15 protein-coding genes, 1 tRNA gene and 2 pseudogenes are annotated in these 15,532 nt (G+C 49.0%); 4 read left to right on the forward strand and 14 right to left on the reverse strand.

Features of this window, described 5'->3' with window-relative positions; translation table 11 throughout:
* Window positions 1–404: 404 nt before the first annotated feature.
* Window positions 405–1,322 carry a hypothetical protein gene (locus WN56_RS02155; protein WP_046073402.1) on the forward strand — a complete coding sequence of 306 codons (918 nt, stop codon included), beginning with the start codon at window positions 405–407 and terminating at the stop codon, window positions 1,320–1,322.
* A gap of 83 nt (window positions 1,323–1,405) precedes the next feature.
* On the opposite strand, the gene WN56_RS02160 is transcribed toward WN56_RS02155, so the two are convergent.
* Genes WN56_RS02160 through WN56_RS02180 form a run of 5 tightly spaced genes read right to left on the reverse strand, consistent with a single transcriptional unit; the run spans window position 1,406 to window position 5,576 of the window.
* A complete protein-coding gene (locus WN56_RS02160; protein ID WP_046073403.1) occupies window positions 1,406–1,804 on the reverse strand; it encodes a VOC family protein in 399 nt (132 codons plus the stop codon).
* Window positions 1,801–2,292 carry a GNAT family N-acetyltransferase gene (locus WN56_RS02165; protein WP_046073404.1) on the reverse strand — a complete coding sequence of 164 codons (492 nt, stop codon included), beginning with the start codon at window positions 2,290–2,292 and terminating at the stop codon, window positions 1,801–1,803. The genes WN56_RS02160 and WN56_RS02165 overlap by 4 nt, the downstream gene beginning before the upstream one ends.
* A 28-nt stretch (window positions 2,293–2,320) precedes the next feature.
* On the reverse strand, window positions 2,321–3,649 hold the full coding sequence (locus WN56_RS02170; RefSeq protein WP_046073405.1) for an anaerobic C4-dicarboxylate transporter: 1,329 nt from the start codon (window positions 3,647–3,649) through the stop codon (window positions 2,321–2,323).
* Between the two features lie 46 nt (window positions 3,650–3,695).
* On the reverse strand, window positions 3,696–4,571 hold the full coding sequence (locus WN56_RS02175; RefSeq protein WP_046073406.1) for a U32 family peptidase: 876 nt from the start codon (window positions 4,569–4,571) through the stop codon (window positions 3,696–3,698).
* Window positions 4,572–4,580: 9 nt separating this feature from the next.
* Complete coding sequence (locus tag WN56_RS02180; protein WP_046073407.1) at window positions 4,581–5,576, reverse strand: peptidase U32 family protein; 996 nt, start codon at window positions 5,574–5,576, stop codon at window positions 4,581–4,583.
* 219 nt (window positions 5,577–5,795) lie between these two features.
* Between WN56_RS02180 and WN56_RS02185 the strand changes: the two genes are divergently transcribed.
* Both WN56_RS02185 and WN56_RS02190 read left to right on the forward strand, forming a co-directional pair.
* Window positions 5,796–6,302, forward strand: coding sequence for an SCP2 domain-containing protein (locus tag WN56_RS02185; RefSeq protein WP_052707996.1), 507 nt, complete (start codon window positions 5,796–5,798; stop codon window positions 6,300–6,302).
* A gap of 248 nt (window positions 6,303–6,550) precedes the next feature.
* A complete protein-coding gene (locus WN56_RS02190) occupies window positions 6,551–8,164 on the forward strand; it encodes an ABC-F family ATP-binding cassette domain-containing protein (RefSeq protein ID WP_046073408.1) in 1,614 nt (537 codons plus the stop codon).
* A 166-nt stretch (window positions 8,165–8,330) separates the two neighbouring features.
* Here WN56_RS02190 and WN56_RS02195 read toward each other — a convergent pair whose 3' ends face one another.
* The 4 genes and pseudogenes from WN56_RS02195 to WN56_RS02205 form a co-directional block, all read right to left on the reverse strand.
* The gene (locus WN56_RS02195) at window positions 8,331–9,350 is read right to left on the reverse strand and encodes a S66 peptidase family protein (protein ID WP_046073409.1); all 1,020 of its coding nucleotides are present in this window, start codon (window positions 9,348–9,350) and stop codon (window positions 8,331–8,333) included.
* Between the two features lie 103 nt (window positions 9,351–9,453).
* Window positions 9,454–9,537: pseudogene (locus tag WN56_RS16835) on the reverse strand (FAD-dependent oxidoreductase); the annotation flags it as partial.
* Window positions 9,538–9,559: 22 nt separating this feature from the next.
* Complete coding sequence (locus WN56_RS02200) at window positions 9,560–10,006, reverse strand: GNAT family N-acetyltransferase (protein WP_046073410.1); 447 nt, start codon at window positions 10,004–10,006, stop codon at window positions 9,560–9,562.
* Between the two features lie 324 nt (window positions 10,007–10,330).
* A pseudogene (locus tag WN56_RS02205) lies at window positions 10,331–10,963 on the reverse strand (cation transporter); the annotation flags it as partial.
* Between the two features lie 269 nt (window positions 10,964–11,232).
* On the opposite strand from WN56_RS02205, the gene WN56_RS16840 reads away from it, so the two are divergent.
* Window positions 11,233–11,379, forward strand: a complete 147-nt coding sequence (locus tag WN56_RS16840) for a hypothetical protein (RefSeq protein ID WP_156146649.1) — start codon at window positions 11,233–11,235, stop codon at window positions 11,377–11,379.
* Window positions 11,380–11,399: 20 nt separating this feature from the next.
* Here the strand turns inward: WN56_RS16840 and WN56_RS02210 are convergent, their stop codons facing one another.
* From WN56_RS02210 to WN56_RS02230, 5 genes are all read right to left on the reverse strand, one after another.
* Window positions 11,400–12,326 (reverse strand): YeiH family protein, encoded by a 927-nt coding sequence (locus WN56_RS02210; protein WP_046073411.1) that lies wholly within the window; start codon window positions 12,324–12,326, stop codon window positions 11,400–11,402.
* A gap of 137 nt (window positions 12,327–12,463) precedes the next feature.
* On the reverse strand, window positions 12,464–13,342 hold the full coding sequence (locus tag WN56_RS02215) for a LysR family transcriptional regulator (RefSeq protein ID WP_046073412.1): 879 nt from the start codon (window positions 13,340–13,342) through the stop codon (window positions 12,464–12,466).
* 209 nt (window positions 13,343–13,551) lie between these two features.
* A tRNA-Leu gene (locus tag WN56_RS02220) sits at window positions 13,552–13,638 on the reverse strand.
* Between the two features lie 160 nt (window positions 13,639–13,798).
* Window positions 13,799–14,437 carry an HD domain-containing protein gene (locus WN56_RS02225; RefSeq protein WP_197075723.1) on the reverse strand — a complete coding sequence of 213 codons (639 nt, stop codon included), beginning with the start codon at window positions 14,435–14,437 and terminating at the stop codon, window positions 13,799–13,801.
* 153 nt (window positions 14,438–14,590) lie between these two features.
* Window positions 14,591–15,520 (reverse strand): GAF domain-containing protein, encoded by a 930-nt coding sequence (locus tag WN56_RS02230; protein WP_046073413.1) that lies wholly within the window; start codon window positions 15,518–15,520, stop codon window positions 14,591–14,593.
* Window positions 15,521–15,532 lie beyond the last annotated feature (12 nt).

The following is a 15,532-nucleotide window of genomic DNA, read 5'->3' on the forward strand; positions in this document are numbered from 1 at the left end:
AGTGTCTGATTGTCCCGACTAATACAACGTTAATAGGCATGAGACATCCGCGCTAATCTGTTTTGCCAATTACTGTGATTGCTGACACCAGAGTTACCAGTCAGCATACGCTTAATGCCACACCGCTAATGCATTGATAAATAGACACTCCTTTTCCTAACACCTTGTATGGCCACCAAAACACAATGGCAGCATGACTTCGTCAAATCGACGTCAAGAAAAAGGCATTATATTTCAGTGTGTAGCGATTAAACTCCATCCCCCACAGAGAATTGTCTTCATCGACTGATGGAAAATAAAACAAAGCAAGCTAGCCTAGTTTTGCAGGCAGAATTTTGTTGTTGCCCTAAGCGATTGAAGCTCATTCAATCACGATTCACATTGTCGCAATTAGGAACACAATTATGAACGCTTCAGATGCACAAAACCTGACATCTCAATTTGATACTTGGTTGAATAGCCACCAAAGTTTGGTCTCTAACCAACAGCAACTGCAGCACAGCGCGCTCTTTGCGGTACCACGCGATGGCGACAGCTCAGTATCTGGTCAGAATACCATCGGTGCCGGTAAAAATGCGCAAACGGAATCAGCGCAAGGTAAGAAATTGGATGATGCCATTAGCGCTGGCAATCACAGTGAAATTGTTCGCTTGCTCACCGAGTCTACCGGTAATGCGGTATCGAGCATTTTAGGCTTAGCTCAAAGCCGCACCGGCTGGAATCCGCTGGACCCAGATAATGACAAGAATGCCGAAGGGTTTCAGGAGTTTGTGAGCTCCATTCTTAAAGTGCCTTTTTTTAATGTCACCCAATCAGAGCGCACCACGGTGCATTACGAAGAAGAGAACTACAACTCTCTGATTGATAAAGTCGTTGGCCTCTATGACGGGATCACTGAGCAAGATGTTCCGCTGATTAAAAACAGTATTGTGAACCTTGCCAAGGCGTGTACTAGCCGAGTGAATACCCAAAACACCAAAACCTTGTTTGTCCAAAACACCATGAACGCGACTGGGACGGACATTGTCGTCGGTATTCAGCAAACCTTTATGATGATGGAGCGCAGTCACAGCTCAGGTAAAGGTGCGCCTAAAGATCAGTACAAAACTGAGATCACTGTGAATGTGATGGAACTGACCTTTAAAGGTGGGCTGTGGAATGAAAGTGCGGCGGAGAAGCTCGCCGATAAATTTGTGAAAAGCTGGGATGACTGGCTGGATGGCACCACAACACCCGCTTCACCGAGCGCGGATCAAATTCAGTTCTGCTTTGGTCCGGCACATCGCGCACGTCAAAAACAAGAAGCGGACGCGATTAAGTAATCACACTCTGCTCCCTTTATCCAACGCGGGAGTATTGGCCCATCTGTAGGCAACACGGCAAGTCGATTGTTGGCTTGCCGTTTTTAATACGCCCACTCACGGTTTTGTAGTACCACACGATAACCGTCCAGATCTTCAAAGGTACGCCCGTCTTTATCCCAGTAGCTATTGTAACTCGGCACAGGTTTAAACCCAGCGGCTTCAATTTGTTGACACGCAGTCTGCCATGCAGCGTGATCCGACAAGTAAAAGACCAACAGGTTTTCCTGTGACGGGGCTGGACCGACATGGGTGCCGCGATGATGGGTAAATTCAAGGTGATAGTTATGATGTGGGTGACCAATAATGGCACCATCAAAATCATTATGGCCAGAAAACGTCGCCAATAGCTCAAACCCCAGCCCATCGCAATACATGTTGGTAATGTCGGCCAAATTGTCGGTGGGTCGTGCCACCCGCATCACGGTGTTTTTATCAATCATTGTGCTGGCTCCTCAGGGTCGCAATTCAATGTTTGCATCATGGTGATAGAGTCTGGGGTAAACCCCAGCGCGTGGTAAAACGCCTGCGCATCCTGATTAAACGTCATCACTTCTAGTTTAATCACAGTGGCATGATTGTCTTTCGCCCATTGGGTACAGGCCGCCATTAACGCTTTGCCCGCTCCGGTTCCACGCGCATCACGGTCAACCACAATGGTATTCACATGACACATGGGATCGTCGACCAGATGAGGGATGTGTTCAAACGACTCCAGCCTTGCCGACAAAAAGCCAATCACTTTGTTTTGATGCTCTGCCACCCAAAAGTACTTATCCGCTTCTTGCAGCGCTTGCTGCAAAAACGCCCGACCGCTTGGGCCAGGCGTTGCAAACAGATGCGGCGCATGTTGATGGTGCATGTCACCAATTTGTACATTCAGGGCGAAGATGGCATCCAAGTCCTCAACCGAGGCACGTCTCACTTGCATCCTTGTGTCCTTTAAATCCTTTTGTGTATTAGGCGATAAAAATCTGCCCTAATACATAACCGAGCGCACAAGCGCTCACCACGCCAATTAAGCCGACCGCCATAAATGAATGGTTGAAATACCATTTACCAATTTTGGTGGTGCCGGATGCATCGAAGTTCACGGTCGCAATATCAGAAGGATAGTTGGGAATAAAGAAGTACCCATACACGGCCGGCATAATACCGATAAGCAGCGCAGGATCGAGCCCTAACCCAAGACCCACCGGCAACATCATCCGTGCGGTCGCGGCTTGCGAATTAACAACCACTGACACGATAAACAAGGCAAGTGCAAAAGACCACGGATATTGAGTGACCATCTCCACAATTCCCGACTTAAATTGCGGCATCGCGTATTGGAAGTAAGTGTCTGACATCCAAGCAATCCCGAAGATAGCAATGGCCGCCACCATCCCAGATTTAAACACCACGCCATTCGGCACATTACGCGGATCTGTTTTGGTCGCCAGTAAGATGATCCCGCCAAAGCAGAGCATCATCATTTGAATAACCACCGACATGCTGATGGCCTTACTCTCCCCTGCCACTGTGCGGATCTCTGGCCACATCGCGATAATCACAATGGTGACGATGGCACCAATAAACAGCAATACCGCATTGCGGGCCGAACGAGGTAACACCTCATCAAGTGACGTCGCGGTGGTATTTTCGATTCGCTCACGCCATTCGGGGTCTTGTAAGCGCGCTTGGTAATCCGGATCGTCATCCAGCTCTTTGCCACGGCGCAAGCTGTACAGAGACATCAGCAAGGTACCAAACAAGGTGGCGGGGATAGTCACCAACAAAATCGAGACTAACGTAATGTCATGTTGAATATCGGCAAGCTGGGCAAGGTAATAGACCACGGCTGCAGAGATCGGCGAGGCTGTAATCGCGATTTGAGAGGCAACCGACGCCGCCGCCATTGGGCGCTCCGGACGAATACCATTTTTCAGCGCGACATCACCGATAATCGGCATAATGGAATACACCGCGTGACCAGTACCAAGCATAAAGGTCATGGCATAGGTGACAAACGGCGCAATCAAGGTGACGCGTTTTGGATTTTTACGCAATAATCGCTCAGCCACTTGCAGCATATACTTAAGGCCACCAGCCGCTTCCAAAATAGAGGCACAGGTGACGACCGCAAGAATAATCAGCATCACGGTCACTGGCGGTGACGTTGGCGGCATCTGGAAGATAAACACTTCAATGACCAAGCCAATCCCTGAGACCACGCCCAGCCCAATGCCTCCGTATCGGGAGCCGATATACAGCATTAGCAGTAAGAACAAGAACTCTAAATACAACATACCCTCACCTCTCTACCCGACTATGCAGGCTGTTTTTGTTATGCGTTTAGCCTAGAACTTGTGTCATGCCTGCCAAGTGGTGCCAATAGCCGTTGCAATCGTGGTTGAGCGGTTGCGGGTTATTGCCTGCTTGGTTAGCACGGAATTTGTCTACCCAGTGCAAGGTGTCAAGCGACAGTGGGCTTAACCGCACCACGTCCACCAGCCCTTGCATCGACGGTAAATCGTTAATGAGATTGGTGCACTGCCCGGACTGGGTTTGAATGCCGTTTAGCACAAATACGGCCTGACCCTCTTGTGATTCCGTTAACCGCCCATTGGGATAGTTGAGGCAGCACAGTTCGCAGTCATCTTTGGCACGGTTTTCTGAGCGCGCGGTAAAACAGCGTGCTGAATAAGCCAGTGGTAAGTAACCATAGCCAGTCACCTCCACCTCAAGCCGGTCGCGAATACCCAGTGCATCGCAGCCGTTTAACATATTCACCAGCCAGTCGCGCGAAAGTTCCACCGGCATCACCCAGCGCGTCATGCCAAGGTCAACAAATTGCTTCAGTGTTTGTGGGTTATAGCAATTGATGGCGGCCCCCACCACAAAGGGCTGCTGACGCTCACTTAAAAACTGCACCGCGCTCACGTCATTCGCTTCAATGCGAATATCATCATTGTCACAGTAGCGTTTTAGCATGGTCAGCTCTGAGGGCGCTTCAATCAGCGCCATGGTCGAGAGCACCACTTGTTTACCAGATTGGACCAGCTCACGTGCAAGCCCGATCCAGTCTTTGGTTTTCAGCTCTCGCCGCTTGGCACAGACAGTTTCACCGAGATAAATCACATCGGCTTGGCTGTCAGCCGCTGCTTGATAAAAGGCTTCAACCTCAGCCTTGGGCCAGTAATACAGGATCGGCCCGAGAGAAAATTGCATCATAATTCCTTATTGCCACTTGCGATGGTAAGCGCCTAAACTGGTTTGCACCCCTTCAGAAAGACTATCGAGCGAGTGCGCCCAATCCGGCGCAATATCAAACGCCTCGGGGTTTGCGATACAGCGATCAATCGCTTGACGCCATACCCGTGCAACTTGCTCCACATACGCAGGGCTGCGCTGACGACCTTCGATTTTGACCGATTTGATCCCGGCGCGATAAAGCTCAGGCAGGACACTTAAGGTGTTCAAACTGGTGGGTTCTTCCAGTGCGTGATAGCGGTTACCGTCGACACAAAAACGACCTTTGCAGAGAGTGGGATAACCCGCTTTTTCATCGGCTTGGTACCGATCAATCAATACCCCGTTTAAGCGCGACTCCAACCCTTGCTCAGTATCTTGCCAACGCACGAATGCCGCCGGTGAGCAAGCGCCCACGGTATTGGGCGATTGGCCGGTAAGATAAGACGATAAATAGCAGCGCCCTTCGGCCATAATGCACAAGCTGCCAAAGGCAAATACCTCTAAGTCGACATCGGTATCGCGTGCTAGCTGTTTAACCTGATGAATAGACAGCACCCGCGGCAATACCACTCGCTTAACGCCATATTGCTGCTGATAAAAGCGGATCGCCCCAGCGTTAGTGGCGGATGCTTGAACAGAAAGGTGTATATCCAAATCGGGGTAGGTGCTGGCGGCGTAATCTAAACAGGCCATATCGGCAAGGATCAGCGCATCGGCACCATTACCGGCGGCGCTATCAATCGCATATTGCCAGCGACGCCAACCATCAGGATGGGCAAAGGTATTAATGGCAACGTGCAAGTCTTTGCCGTGGTCATGTACATACTGACTGGCACGCTGCAATTTGCTGTCGGTAAAGTTCAGCCCCGCAAAATGGCGCGCATTGGTGTCATCTTTTAAGCCGACATACACCGCATCGGCGCCATGTTCGATCGCTTTTTTAACCGCCGGAATATTGCCCGCCGGACAAAGGAGCTCCATAACATTGCATTCCATTTTATGATTGTCCGGCTAAGATAAGGGCGTTGCCAATGTGGGGGGTTGATGTGTATCAAGCTCACTTCTCCATGATGACAAAAATCGCGATAAATGACGCTGTTGGCACAAAAACTCCTCTCATTTTTGACTCGGATCCAATGGCGTAGCATTCAACCTCGCTACTCTAGTGGCATTCAACCATTGGCACCAAAGGAAAGCCAAATGCTCGTTAACCCAATCACCCAACAACCCCTTAGTCTTCCAATGCCCCAACCAAACCTGATTACACCGGGGCTAAAAGCGATCACTCAATTACCACAAGGACTGCAAGCTCAGGTGCTAACGAAGGTCATGAATGCCGCTTTTGCGGTGCCGCTGGCAGAGGACGAGTTCGATTTTCTTGCTGGCCGCACTATTCGCATTGGTTTGCGCGATCTCAACGCCAATTGGTTCGTATCACTGAACGAAGACAACCAATTATTGGTACGTTTATCGGGGGAAGAAGACGCCAGTATCGAGGGAGATTGGTTAGCGTTTTTGAAAATGGCGACTCACTATTGCGATCCGGATACGCTGTTTTTCCAGCGCCAACTCAGTATCAGCGGTGATACCGAACTCGGACTGCATGTGAAAAACTTACTTGATAGCCTCGAAATCGACACCCTACCCAAACCCCTGGCACGCTCACTGACGTTAAGCCATCACTACCTCACTAAACTCGCGTTGTAGTGCACGAGCGGCTGGGGTTGCAGACGCCCAGTCGCCTATTATATAGTCTTATTTCCTTTCTTTAGCGGAGTCTGTGCCAATGAACAACTAACACTCATTACACCGTTTTTATATTCGGTATCTTGGGGTTAGTCGGTATTCATGGTCACTGGGCTTACGTTTTCTCTATTGCCAAACTGTCTCTACACAGGTTTTCTGTGTAGCACATACCGCCGCCCCTTTGTGTTGCTTTACATAAAGGAGGCCTTATGCCTTACCTTATTACACATGATCTGAGCGTGACACTGCCCGATGGGCGAGTCTTATTTGAGCCTGTCTCTATCACCTTTGAGCACGGCCCCATTGGCCTTGTGGGTGACAATGGCACCGGCAAATCACTACTCCTCGCTTTATTGGCAGGTCAAACGTTGCCATCTCCGCAAGGAATTCATTATTCAGGCCATGTACAACGCGATGGTGATATTGCTTACCTATCGCAACATATTACCGCGCCAAAGACACAAACATTGGCTGAAGTACTGGGCATTGCCGAACAGCTTCGTGCGTTGGCGGCTATTCAAGCTGGAAGCATCGACCCAACGCATTACGAGCGCGTAAATGATGACTGGGATATCGCTGAACGCTATCAAGCAACACTGACCCAGTTGGGTATTAATGCCGCTTTATCAGCGCCTTTGCATGTGCTTAGCGGTGGTCAATTGACGCTGCTGAGTTTATATCGCGTTTTTCACTCTCAAGCGCATATCGTATTACTCGATGAACCAAGTAATCATCTAGATCGCGCTGCACGACATAAGCTCGTAAGCTGGATCGAAAACTATCCTGGGTTAGTGATCACAGTGAGTCACGACCAACAACTACTTCGCCACATGCGAGCTATCTATGCTTTAACACCACAAGGTATCGCAAAATACACGGGCAACTATGACGAGTTCGTTCGCACGCAACGGCAAGAACAGGAAGCACTCATCGCGAAACGAACGCACCTGAATAAACAGCACAAACAGGTATTACGTCAACAGCAGCAAAGCGCTGAAAAGGCACAGAAGCGCGAATCAAAAGGTAAACGATTACGTAAAAAATCCAGTCAGGCAAAGTCGATTCTGGATGGACAAAAAGAAAGTGCGCAAGACGCTAAGTCTCGAGCGAAAACACAATTTTCTCAGCAACTTAAGCGTTACCAAAAGCAACTCGACGCGCTGGATACGCAGCTTCCGGAAAACAACCCAACGTTGTATATGCATCACTCCGAGCCAATGAAACGGCGACGACTTATAAAAGCCACCCAGTGTCAGTTGCCATTCGGACACCCTGAACCACTTGATTGGTCTGTCTACGCGGGAGAGCATTGGCTACTAACAGGGCAAAATGGGGTAGGAAAATCCACGTTACTGCGAACGTTAATGGGTCATCACGCGCCTGTTAGCGGCTCAATCGACGTTATCGGTGACTGTGTGTATTTAGATCAACACTTCTCACTACTGGATCCCAAACAAACACTGCTATCTTGTTTGCGCCATCATAGCGACTTGTCAGAGTCGGATGCTCGAACCTGCCTTGCTAGCTTAGGGTTACGTAGCGACCGCGTTTATCAAACGATTGATAATTTAAGCGGTGGCGAGAAGATGAAAGTGGCGATGTTAGCGGTATCTCACCAGCACGCCCAGCCACTATTACTGTTGGATGAGCCGGACAATCATCTCGACATCTCAGCCAAACACGCACTGGTCGACGCGCTTAATCATTATCAAGGTGCCTATATATTGGTCAGCCATGACGATGCCTTTATTGATGCGCTGCATCTGACCCATCAATGGGAGCTTGGATATCATGCTGCCAGCAGCTTGCCAAGTGATCAATAAAGTGGCGCACGACAGGCTGTTGATAACTAAGCGATAAATAGACCGCCCACAGTGCGCTGGGCGGTAAGCGATAATCGGTCAGCAAGGGTATCAATTCCTCTTGCTTCACATAGGGAAAGTGGCGCCCACCGTCGCCAACGTATCGGTGTGGCTTACTAATCCAAGCTCATTGCCCAGCGTGCTCACCCGCCAACCAAGGTTGCGTGAGTGAGACCGTCTGGGCATCAAAATCAATACAGGCTTGAGCCCCCAAAGGTATGGTTAACATCGGATGCGTATGGCAACTGTCAAAACCATCAACCACAGCGAGCGGCTGGCCATCGAGTATTTCTTCAAGAACGTCATAGGTTGAACGTCCCGTTCCTTTGTCATCAAACAGCTCGTGTTTACCAAGTAACACCGCGCCTACCGTATCAAACACCCCAGCCAGTTTTAGGTGTGCGAGTGAGCGCTCAACCGTGGCAATATCAAGCAAAGAGTCCTCAATCAGCAGAATATCGTCTGTTTCAATCGCTGGCATATAAGGCGTTCCCCAGATCCCATTCAGCGTATTGAGGTTGCCACCGATAATGCGCCCATTTACCTGACCTTTACCCATAAATTGCCATGCATTCTCATAGGTCGGTTTTGCCTCTGTCTGTTCGCCCCAATCAATCATGACATCCGTCCATTGGGCAGGCATCTTATAGGTCATCGGCAGCGTTACATTCTCAGTTGTTACGGCTCGAAACGCATCAAAGGTTTCATCAACCAGTGGCGGAAACTCCCCTAAAGACGCCACTAATGCTGGCCCATAAAACGTGATTAATCCCGTTTTGGCATAGATACCGAGCAGTAAAGCAGTGAGGTCCGAATAACCCACGATAATCTTAGGATCATCAGCCAAGGCGGCGTAATCGATGTAGGGAAGTAAAGCATTGCTGTTCATTCCACCAATCGTCGACATGATGCAGCGCACATTCGGATCACGGATCAGCTGGTTGAGCTCTTCCGCACGCGCCTTGATCGAGCCTGAGCGATAGTGATCCGATTGCCCTGTCAATGCCCCCGCCTTAAGATCAAAGCCTTGTGCGTTGACATAGTCCACCGCGCGTTCAAACCGTTGGGGCGCAAATACGGTGGCAGGAGATGATGGCGAGAAAAAGCCAACTGTCTCGCCTTTTTTAAGAGGAGGTGGCAGTAACATATTGTCTTCCTTGATATTTAATCTCCCCACCATTAAATCATCTGGACAAGACAGTCACAATATTCGCCGATCAATCGCTGTGAGGCGTACTGATAGTCTGACATTTTTTTGGATATTGCTGTTGCAACTGCCAAGCGGTGGCTACGCCGACGATACCGCCCCCAACGACCACAAAATCGTACGCCATTCGCTACTCCTTTCGTCACCCGTTAATCGGTCACGTCCAGAAAATAATACTGGCTAACGTCGCAAATAAAACCAAAAGATTCAAAAAGATGATGAGCGGCATGGTTGCTTTGATGGGTTTGTAGCAATAAGCAAGCGGCTTGGCGGGCACGAGCCTCCTTGAGAGCGTGCGAGATTAATGCCCGTGCGATACCTTGTCGCCGTGAATCCGGCTGCACGTACAAATCGTTAATAATTAAGCCACGGCGTGCCCTCGCTAGCGAATATAAAGGCGTTAGGTGGATAAATCCCACCAAGGATGATTGGCGAGAAGCGATCAGTATACACGTATCTTGCTCACGCAACCGCTGCTCAGTATACGCCCTTGTTTGACTGAGCGGCGGACGAATCGCAAGCCAGCGCTGATATTGGTCAAATAACACGGTGAGGGCATCTAGATCATTTAACTCCGCTTTCGCTATATGCAACATTCTTTCTCTACCGCAGCGCTATGGTTACTTTTCAGTGTAAGCGCCATCACGACGTTCTGCTGCCAACACCTCAACAGACGAGCATAGAGAGCAAAATATATTTCTTCACACTACGTTGAAATCGCCCACAGTATCTGGGTTGATATGAACACCAACATAAAAAGTTATAGTGCATAAAGTGCGATAAATAAGGCGGCTAAACGCCGCCTCAGTATATGCCGACCCCTGCAAGGATATAGAAGAATCGTTTGGCTAGGTCCGTGTTGCGTCGTGTTCTGATTACGCCAATGAGCGGGTGCGATACCACTTTACTGTAACAGGTGCGAGCTCTTTTAACGCGTTACGCACCATGACAAATGGTACTTTGATGAAGTAGAACGACATCAATACCATCATCATAGGATCTGCATAAACCGCATAATCCGACCAAGGTGAATGCGCCACTAACCAAGCACCTAAAAAGCCTAAGGTGACCGCCAGACTTAACAAGGTATCCATTTGCCACTGGCGCGATTCCGCCTCCACCAACTGGCTTTGCCCTGCTTGGTTTTTGCGTGCAATCATCCACCATCCGTAACCACAACCCACTACGTTGACAATACCAAACAGCACCGCCAATGAAGGGTTAACCGCACGCCCACCCTCGACTAAGGACGAGACTGCTTCATACAGAGAATAACTTACCAGCAGCAAAATCACGGCGCCTTTAATGGCGACAACGAGCGGTGTCAGCAGCGCACGTGTGATCGGCCGTGCGTAACGCGAGTGGACATACCACGACGCGCCCAGTGACAACAAAGTTAACACTAGACTAATCAACGAGTAGATACCGTCGAACATAATCACTAAAGAGCCAGCAATCCATCCAACGGCAAGGCCGGCGATGGCAAACCCCAATGCGAGAAGGGCCGAAAACACTAATACTGACTTTTCATTGATCACGTTTTGAGAAGACATAAAACACCAAAAGTAGAAAACACGCACATATTCTTGGTGCGACTGCGCCGCTTTACAAACACGAACTTGCTGACATTTTCACCTCCCTGCTAAGGGAAAATTAAAGTCGTTTTATTTCAATAGTTTATGCATAAAAATAACTGTCAATATTTCTGACAGTGAGTGTTCTAAACAAATTTTAGTTATGAGATAGCGCTAAATCGCATTTTGCTTGCATATAACTTTTACGCATACTAAATCTAAATTTAGATTCTTTATGGACTAAAAAGATGAGAAAAGGCGTGTTAATCGCGGCAATTAGCTTGCAGCTTTTCCTCGCGATGACCAGCACAGGATGGTGGCAGTTTGGTGCGGCACTCAGTGCGTTTCTGTTGGTCGCGGTATTACGTTTGCCTCAGGACACGCCGCATGAGTGAACCTGAGGCAACGACGGAGACTAGGCAGCTAGCAGCAGCCAAGCAAGCGATGTACAGGAGATAACCACCCACAGTGCGACACCAAACAGTAAGGGTTTGGGGCCTGCCGTGCGTAGCTGGGTGACAGAAATACTGCAGCCGATTAAGAATAAACACACCACTAATACTTGCTTTGAGATGGCGAAAATCATCTCATAGATGGGTTGCGCTTGGACAAAAACATCACTGATACCAATCGCTAGACAATAAAAAACGATAAAGTAAGGAATCGTGATTTTTTTAGCGTGGCTGCGAAACATGAGTGCGCTAACAAACGCCACAGGCACAATCCATAATGCGCGCGCAAGTTTGAGGGTGGTCGCAGTGGTTAGTGCTTGCTCACCATAAGCGGACGCCGCACCCACCACTGATGATGTATCATGAATCGCGATCGCCGCCCAGGTTCCAAACGTGTGCTGATCTAAGCCCAGTGCATGTCCTACCATGGGAAACACAAACAGCGCCAATGAATTCAACACAAACACCGTGCCTAACGCGAGACCAATTTGTTTATCATCCGCATTGATAGCGGGCGAAACAGCTGCGATTGCACTGCCGCCACAAATCGCAGTGCCTGAGGCAATCAGGTGACCAGTCTTTTTATCCAGCCCCATAAGTTTGCCCAGTAATGTGCCAAAAATCAGCGTGCCTGCAATGGTGGCAATAATCAGCCCTATCCCATCGCCTGTCACGGCGAGCGCCTCTTGCAGCGGGATACCAAACCCCAGACCCACAATCGAATAAGCCAGTAACTTTTTGGTGATTTTCGTGAGCGGAATTGCACTTGGCACCCAGCCTAGGGAGGTCAGCAAAAAACCCAATACCAATGCAATCGGCGAGCTCACCCAAGGGGTTAAACAGGCTAACACAGCCAATGAAAAAGGAAGATAACGCGTGTATGCGGTCATAATGATGCTCGGTGAAATTCAGTGACGGCATTGTAGCGCTCAGTGATTGTTCAGAAAATCTTAAACTTTTTAACCTGGGTTAAGTTTTGCTTAATATGTATTGCAAGGCATTGAAAAACAATCATCGAGGCGCACATTTAGAAATCAAACAAGTAATTGGTAATGCTATCACTCAGCCATTGGATCCCAGGATGCTCGGCCATCCCTGAGGCGGTGAATAGGCAGTAGTCTTCTTGGGTTAAGCCATAGGTGTGTTTGATCACCGCTAAGCGCTGTTCTCGTAAGTATTGCCGGATCAGCGGCTCAGGCAACACGCCCCACGCTTCTTCTTGTAAGATGGTATTGAGCATATATTCAAAGCTCGAAAAGCCAATATAACGGCGTGAGAAAGGCTGCAGCTCGGGATTGTCTTTTTCATTGAGATAGACCATTACCGCTTGCATGGCATTACGCAGTTGATCATCACTGACCCGACGCAGTCGACTCAACGGGTGCTCGCTGTTGCACACCGACATCATGCGAATTTTACCCAACGGCTGATAGTTGATGCGCGGATCGTCAATGCGCTCGTAGTCCACTCCAAACGCAAAGTCGACTTGTTGGGTTTCAACCAAATTGGCCAAATCACCGCTCGAGGCCAAGACTAGGTTGAAGGACGTCGCCGTAAAGCGCTTATTGAGCTGATGCGCCCAGTCCTGCCAAAGCTGATCGGGGATCGCATCATCACGCGCGATCCACACTTCGGCATTAAAGCCCGCGTTCGCTTGCTCGCACGTACGACGAATGCGGGCCGCGGTGACCGATATACTCTCGAAATCTTTGTACACAGCTTTGCCGATTTCCGACAGTGTTAGACGGTTACCGGTGCGATCGAACAATTCGGCGTTGAGTGATTGTTCTAGCGCTTTAATCGCCATGCTCAACCGTGAACGATTCACATCCAGCTGACGTGCAGCTTCAGACACCGAGCCAGTCTCTGCGACTGCACAAAACGCATCAATTTGGGTTAGATTCATGCCGCCCTCCTCACGCTATCCTACCGGAGCGCGGCAAAGACACAAAGCGCTATTACCACTTGTCAGCGCTCTTTGACGTTCAGCGATTATGCATTATTATTAGCGACTTATTGCATATCAGAAGACGCTAAGCTCTCTGTGCTTGAGGCTAGACAAAATAAGAATCGTTTATTTGTGATAGAAGATAGATAGGGATAACGAAAGTGCTATGGTGCCCCGGGCCGGACTTGAACCGGCACAGCGCGAACGCCGAGGGATTTTAAATCCCTTGTGTCTACCAATTCCACCACCAGGGCAACGCAGTTATGCGTGGTAGCACCATAGTCCGCAGACTGCGCTGCGAACGTGGGTGTACTTTAATGAAATTTAACCCGAGGTCAATAGCCCTTTTATTCTTTTTGATTCAGATGGTTGAAAAGCAGACAGACTCAACAACCTGACGTCGCATATAACAGCTTATGTCGGGTTATGGGCAAATTGGTGTTTCGCCACCTTTTTGAGGAACCCTAAGTCCACCATGGTCGACATGTAGCTATGCGGCTTGCGCGTGACCTGATCTTGGATAAGCTGAATCATTCCGGCCTGACACCCTTGATCGTGATAGGTCTCAAGCACCTCATGCAGCGTCTTTTTATGGATGTCTTCGATCCAAAGCCCCGCCACATCGGCTCCCGCACCAAAGTGCAGCAATGCGATTTCTGGATCGCATTGATGCGCTACACCTACCGAATTATGCAATGCGACCATTTCATGAATCAGATCGGCCTGCTCCGCCGACAATCCTTGTTCCAATGCAAACGCTTGTGCAGCAATGGCGCCTTCGACTTCGAAGGTGTCTTGTTGGGCAACATAGTCGGTCAAGCCAATATCATGTAAGATTGCGCCAACAAAAAAGACTTCTTTATCAACACCTTGTTTTATTTTATGGTTCATCGCCAGACCAAACGCGTAGCTACGTAAGGAGTGGTTGACTAAAAATTCAGGGCTAAATTGTTTAACCAGTGCTAACGCCTGCTGACAGGCTTGGCTATCGGGGACAGTATAATGTGCCGGTGAAACATATGGCACGGCAGTACGCGTAATGGTCCGCTTCACTCTCTGCACTGCTCGGCTCATATCACTTTTGACAAATTGGCACACCATACAAGGCTTGGAGGGTCGAGGCTTAGTGCGTGTTAGCTTACGTGACATGACGTTTCCTGTGCTAGTGGGTGTTCCTGCTCGACCAACGGCACTGGCATGAACACACTATGTTAATGATTGCCTGACACTTTTGATGGCAGCAATCACAGTTGCATCCAAGTTATCACCATAGTCGTGTTTTTTGAAGCCAATGGCGACAGGGATCTGAGCCTCACTCAATTCTTTCGCAAGACGTTCAACCATCACCGCCATTTGCTCTTCGGTTTTATTGGCACAGAGCATGGTGTAGATATCTTCCCCTAATCGAGCGATATAGCCATCGTCATGTAAAACACCCTTGAGAATGGACACAAACAGAGTGGTCATTGCGGTATCTTTCAAATGCGTTGACTGGTTGCTCTGAGAAACATCAATAGCCACCACATGCACGGGCGTACCCACCGAACGGATATTGCTTTCTTCTTTTTCTAAATATAAAGACCAACCTAATCGATTAAGAAAACCGGTTTCATGATCTTTTAATTGTGAGGGTAAAAAACTCATTTGTTTTCGCGACAAGTCGATGTTTTGCAGCTCAAGCTGTAATAGCGTTGAAAGTAATTTAGAGACAAGCTCGATGGTTTCCAACCCGTCAGGCGGGATGCGATCGACCGGTTCGGTGTCTATCGCGCACAAGGTGCCAAATAAGTTACCATCCGAATAGCAAACAGGGATCCCAATATACGACTTAATATTCTCCGCTTGATAGATTGGCGCGTTCACATACGCGGGGACACTGTCAACGTCAGGCGCCCAGCGCGGTCCTTCACCCTGCACCATACGACTGCACATTGAATCGCTCCACGTGAGTGTGGTCAATTCATCGATACCGTATTTGCTCCCTTCTACCTGTAAGATGACCCATTGATCTTCATGCTTACGGGTCATCATCCACGTACCGTAGCCAAACTTTTTATTCAAATACTTGAGTGTATCGCGACTCGCTTTTTCAAAGTGCTCAAAAGGAATTTGATCTTGCGTGTTGATATGTAACACATCGCGCCTCTT

The sequence above is a fragment of the Salinivibrio sp. KP-1 genome (genome assembly GCF_000968645.1).
GTDB classification, from domain to species: Bacteria; Pseudomonadota; Gammaproteobacteria; order Enterobacterales; family Vibrionaceae; genus Salinivibrio; species Salinivibrio siamensis.

Coding starts and splice junctions, on each gene's coding strand:
- WN56_RS02165 (WP_046073404.1), bottom strand. CDS start 2,292: ATGCAAGTGAGACGTGCCTCGGTTGAGGACTTGGATGCCATCTTCGCC.
- WN56_RS16840 (WP_156146649.1), top strand. CDS start 11,233: ATGAGAAAAGGCGTGTTAATCGCGGCAATTAGCTTGCAGCTTTTCCTC.
- WN56_RS02210 (WP_046073411.1), bottom strand. CDS start 12,326: ATGACCGCATACACGCGTTATCTTCCTTTTTCATTGGCTGTGTTAGCC.
- WN56_RS02180 (WP_046073407.1), bottom strand. CDS start 5,576: ATGGAGCTCCTTTGTCCGGCGGGCAATATTCCGGCGGTTAAAAAAGCG.
- WN56_RS02160 (WP_046073403.1), bottom strand. CDS start 1,804: ATGATTGATAAAAACACCGTGATGCGGGTGGCACGACCCACCGACAAT.
- WN56_RS02195 (WP_046073409.1), bottom strand. CDS start 9,350: ATGTTACTGCCACCTCCTCTTAAAAAAGGCGAGACAGTTGGCTTTTTC.
- WN56_RS02215 (WP_046073412.1), bottom strand. CDS start 13,342: ATGAATCTAACCCAAATTGATGCGTTTTGTGCAGTCGCAGAGACTGGC.
- WN56_RS02200 (WP_046073410.1), bottom strand. CDS start 10,006: ATGTTGCATATAGCGAAAGCGGAGTTAAATGATCTAGATGCCCTCACC.
- WN56_RS02155 (WP_046073402.1), top strand. CDS start 405: ATGAACGCTTCAGATGCACAAAACCTGACATCTCAATTTGATACTTGG.
- WN56_RS02190 (WP_046073408.1), top strand. CDS start 6,551: ATGCCTTACCTTATTACACATGATCTGAGCGTGACACTGCCCGATGGG.
- WN56_RS02170 (WP_046073405.1), bottom strand. CDS start 3,649: ATGTTGTATTTAGAGTTCTTGTTCTTACTGCTAATGCTGTATATCGGC.
- WN56_RS02185 (WP_052707996.1), top strand. CDS start 5,796: ATGCTCGTTAACCCAATCACCCAACAACCCCTTAGTCTTCCAATGCCC.
- WN56_RS02175 (WP_046073406.1), bottom strand. CDS start 4,571: ATGCAATTTTCTCTCGGGCCGATCCTGTATTACTGGCCCAAGGCTGAG.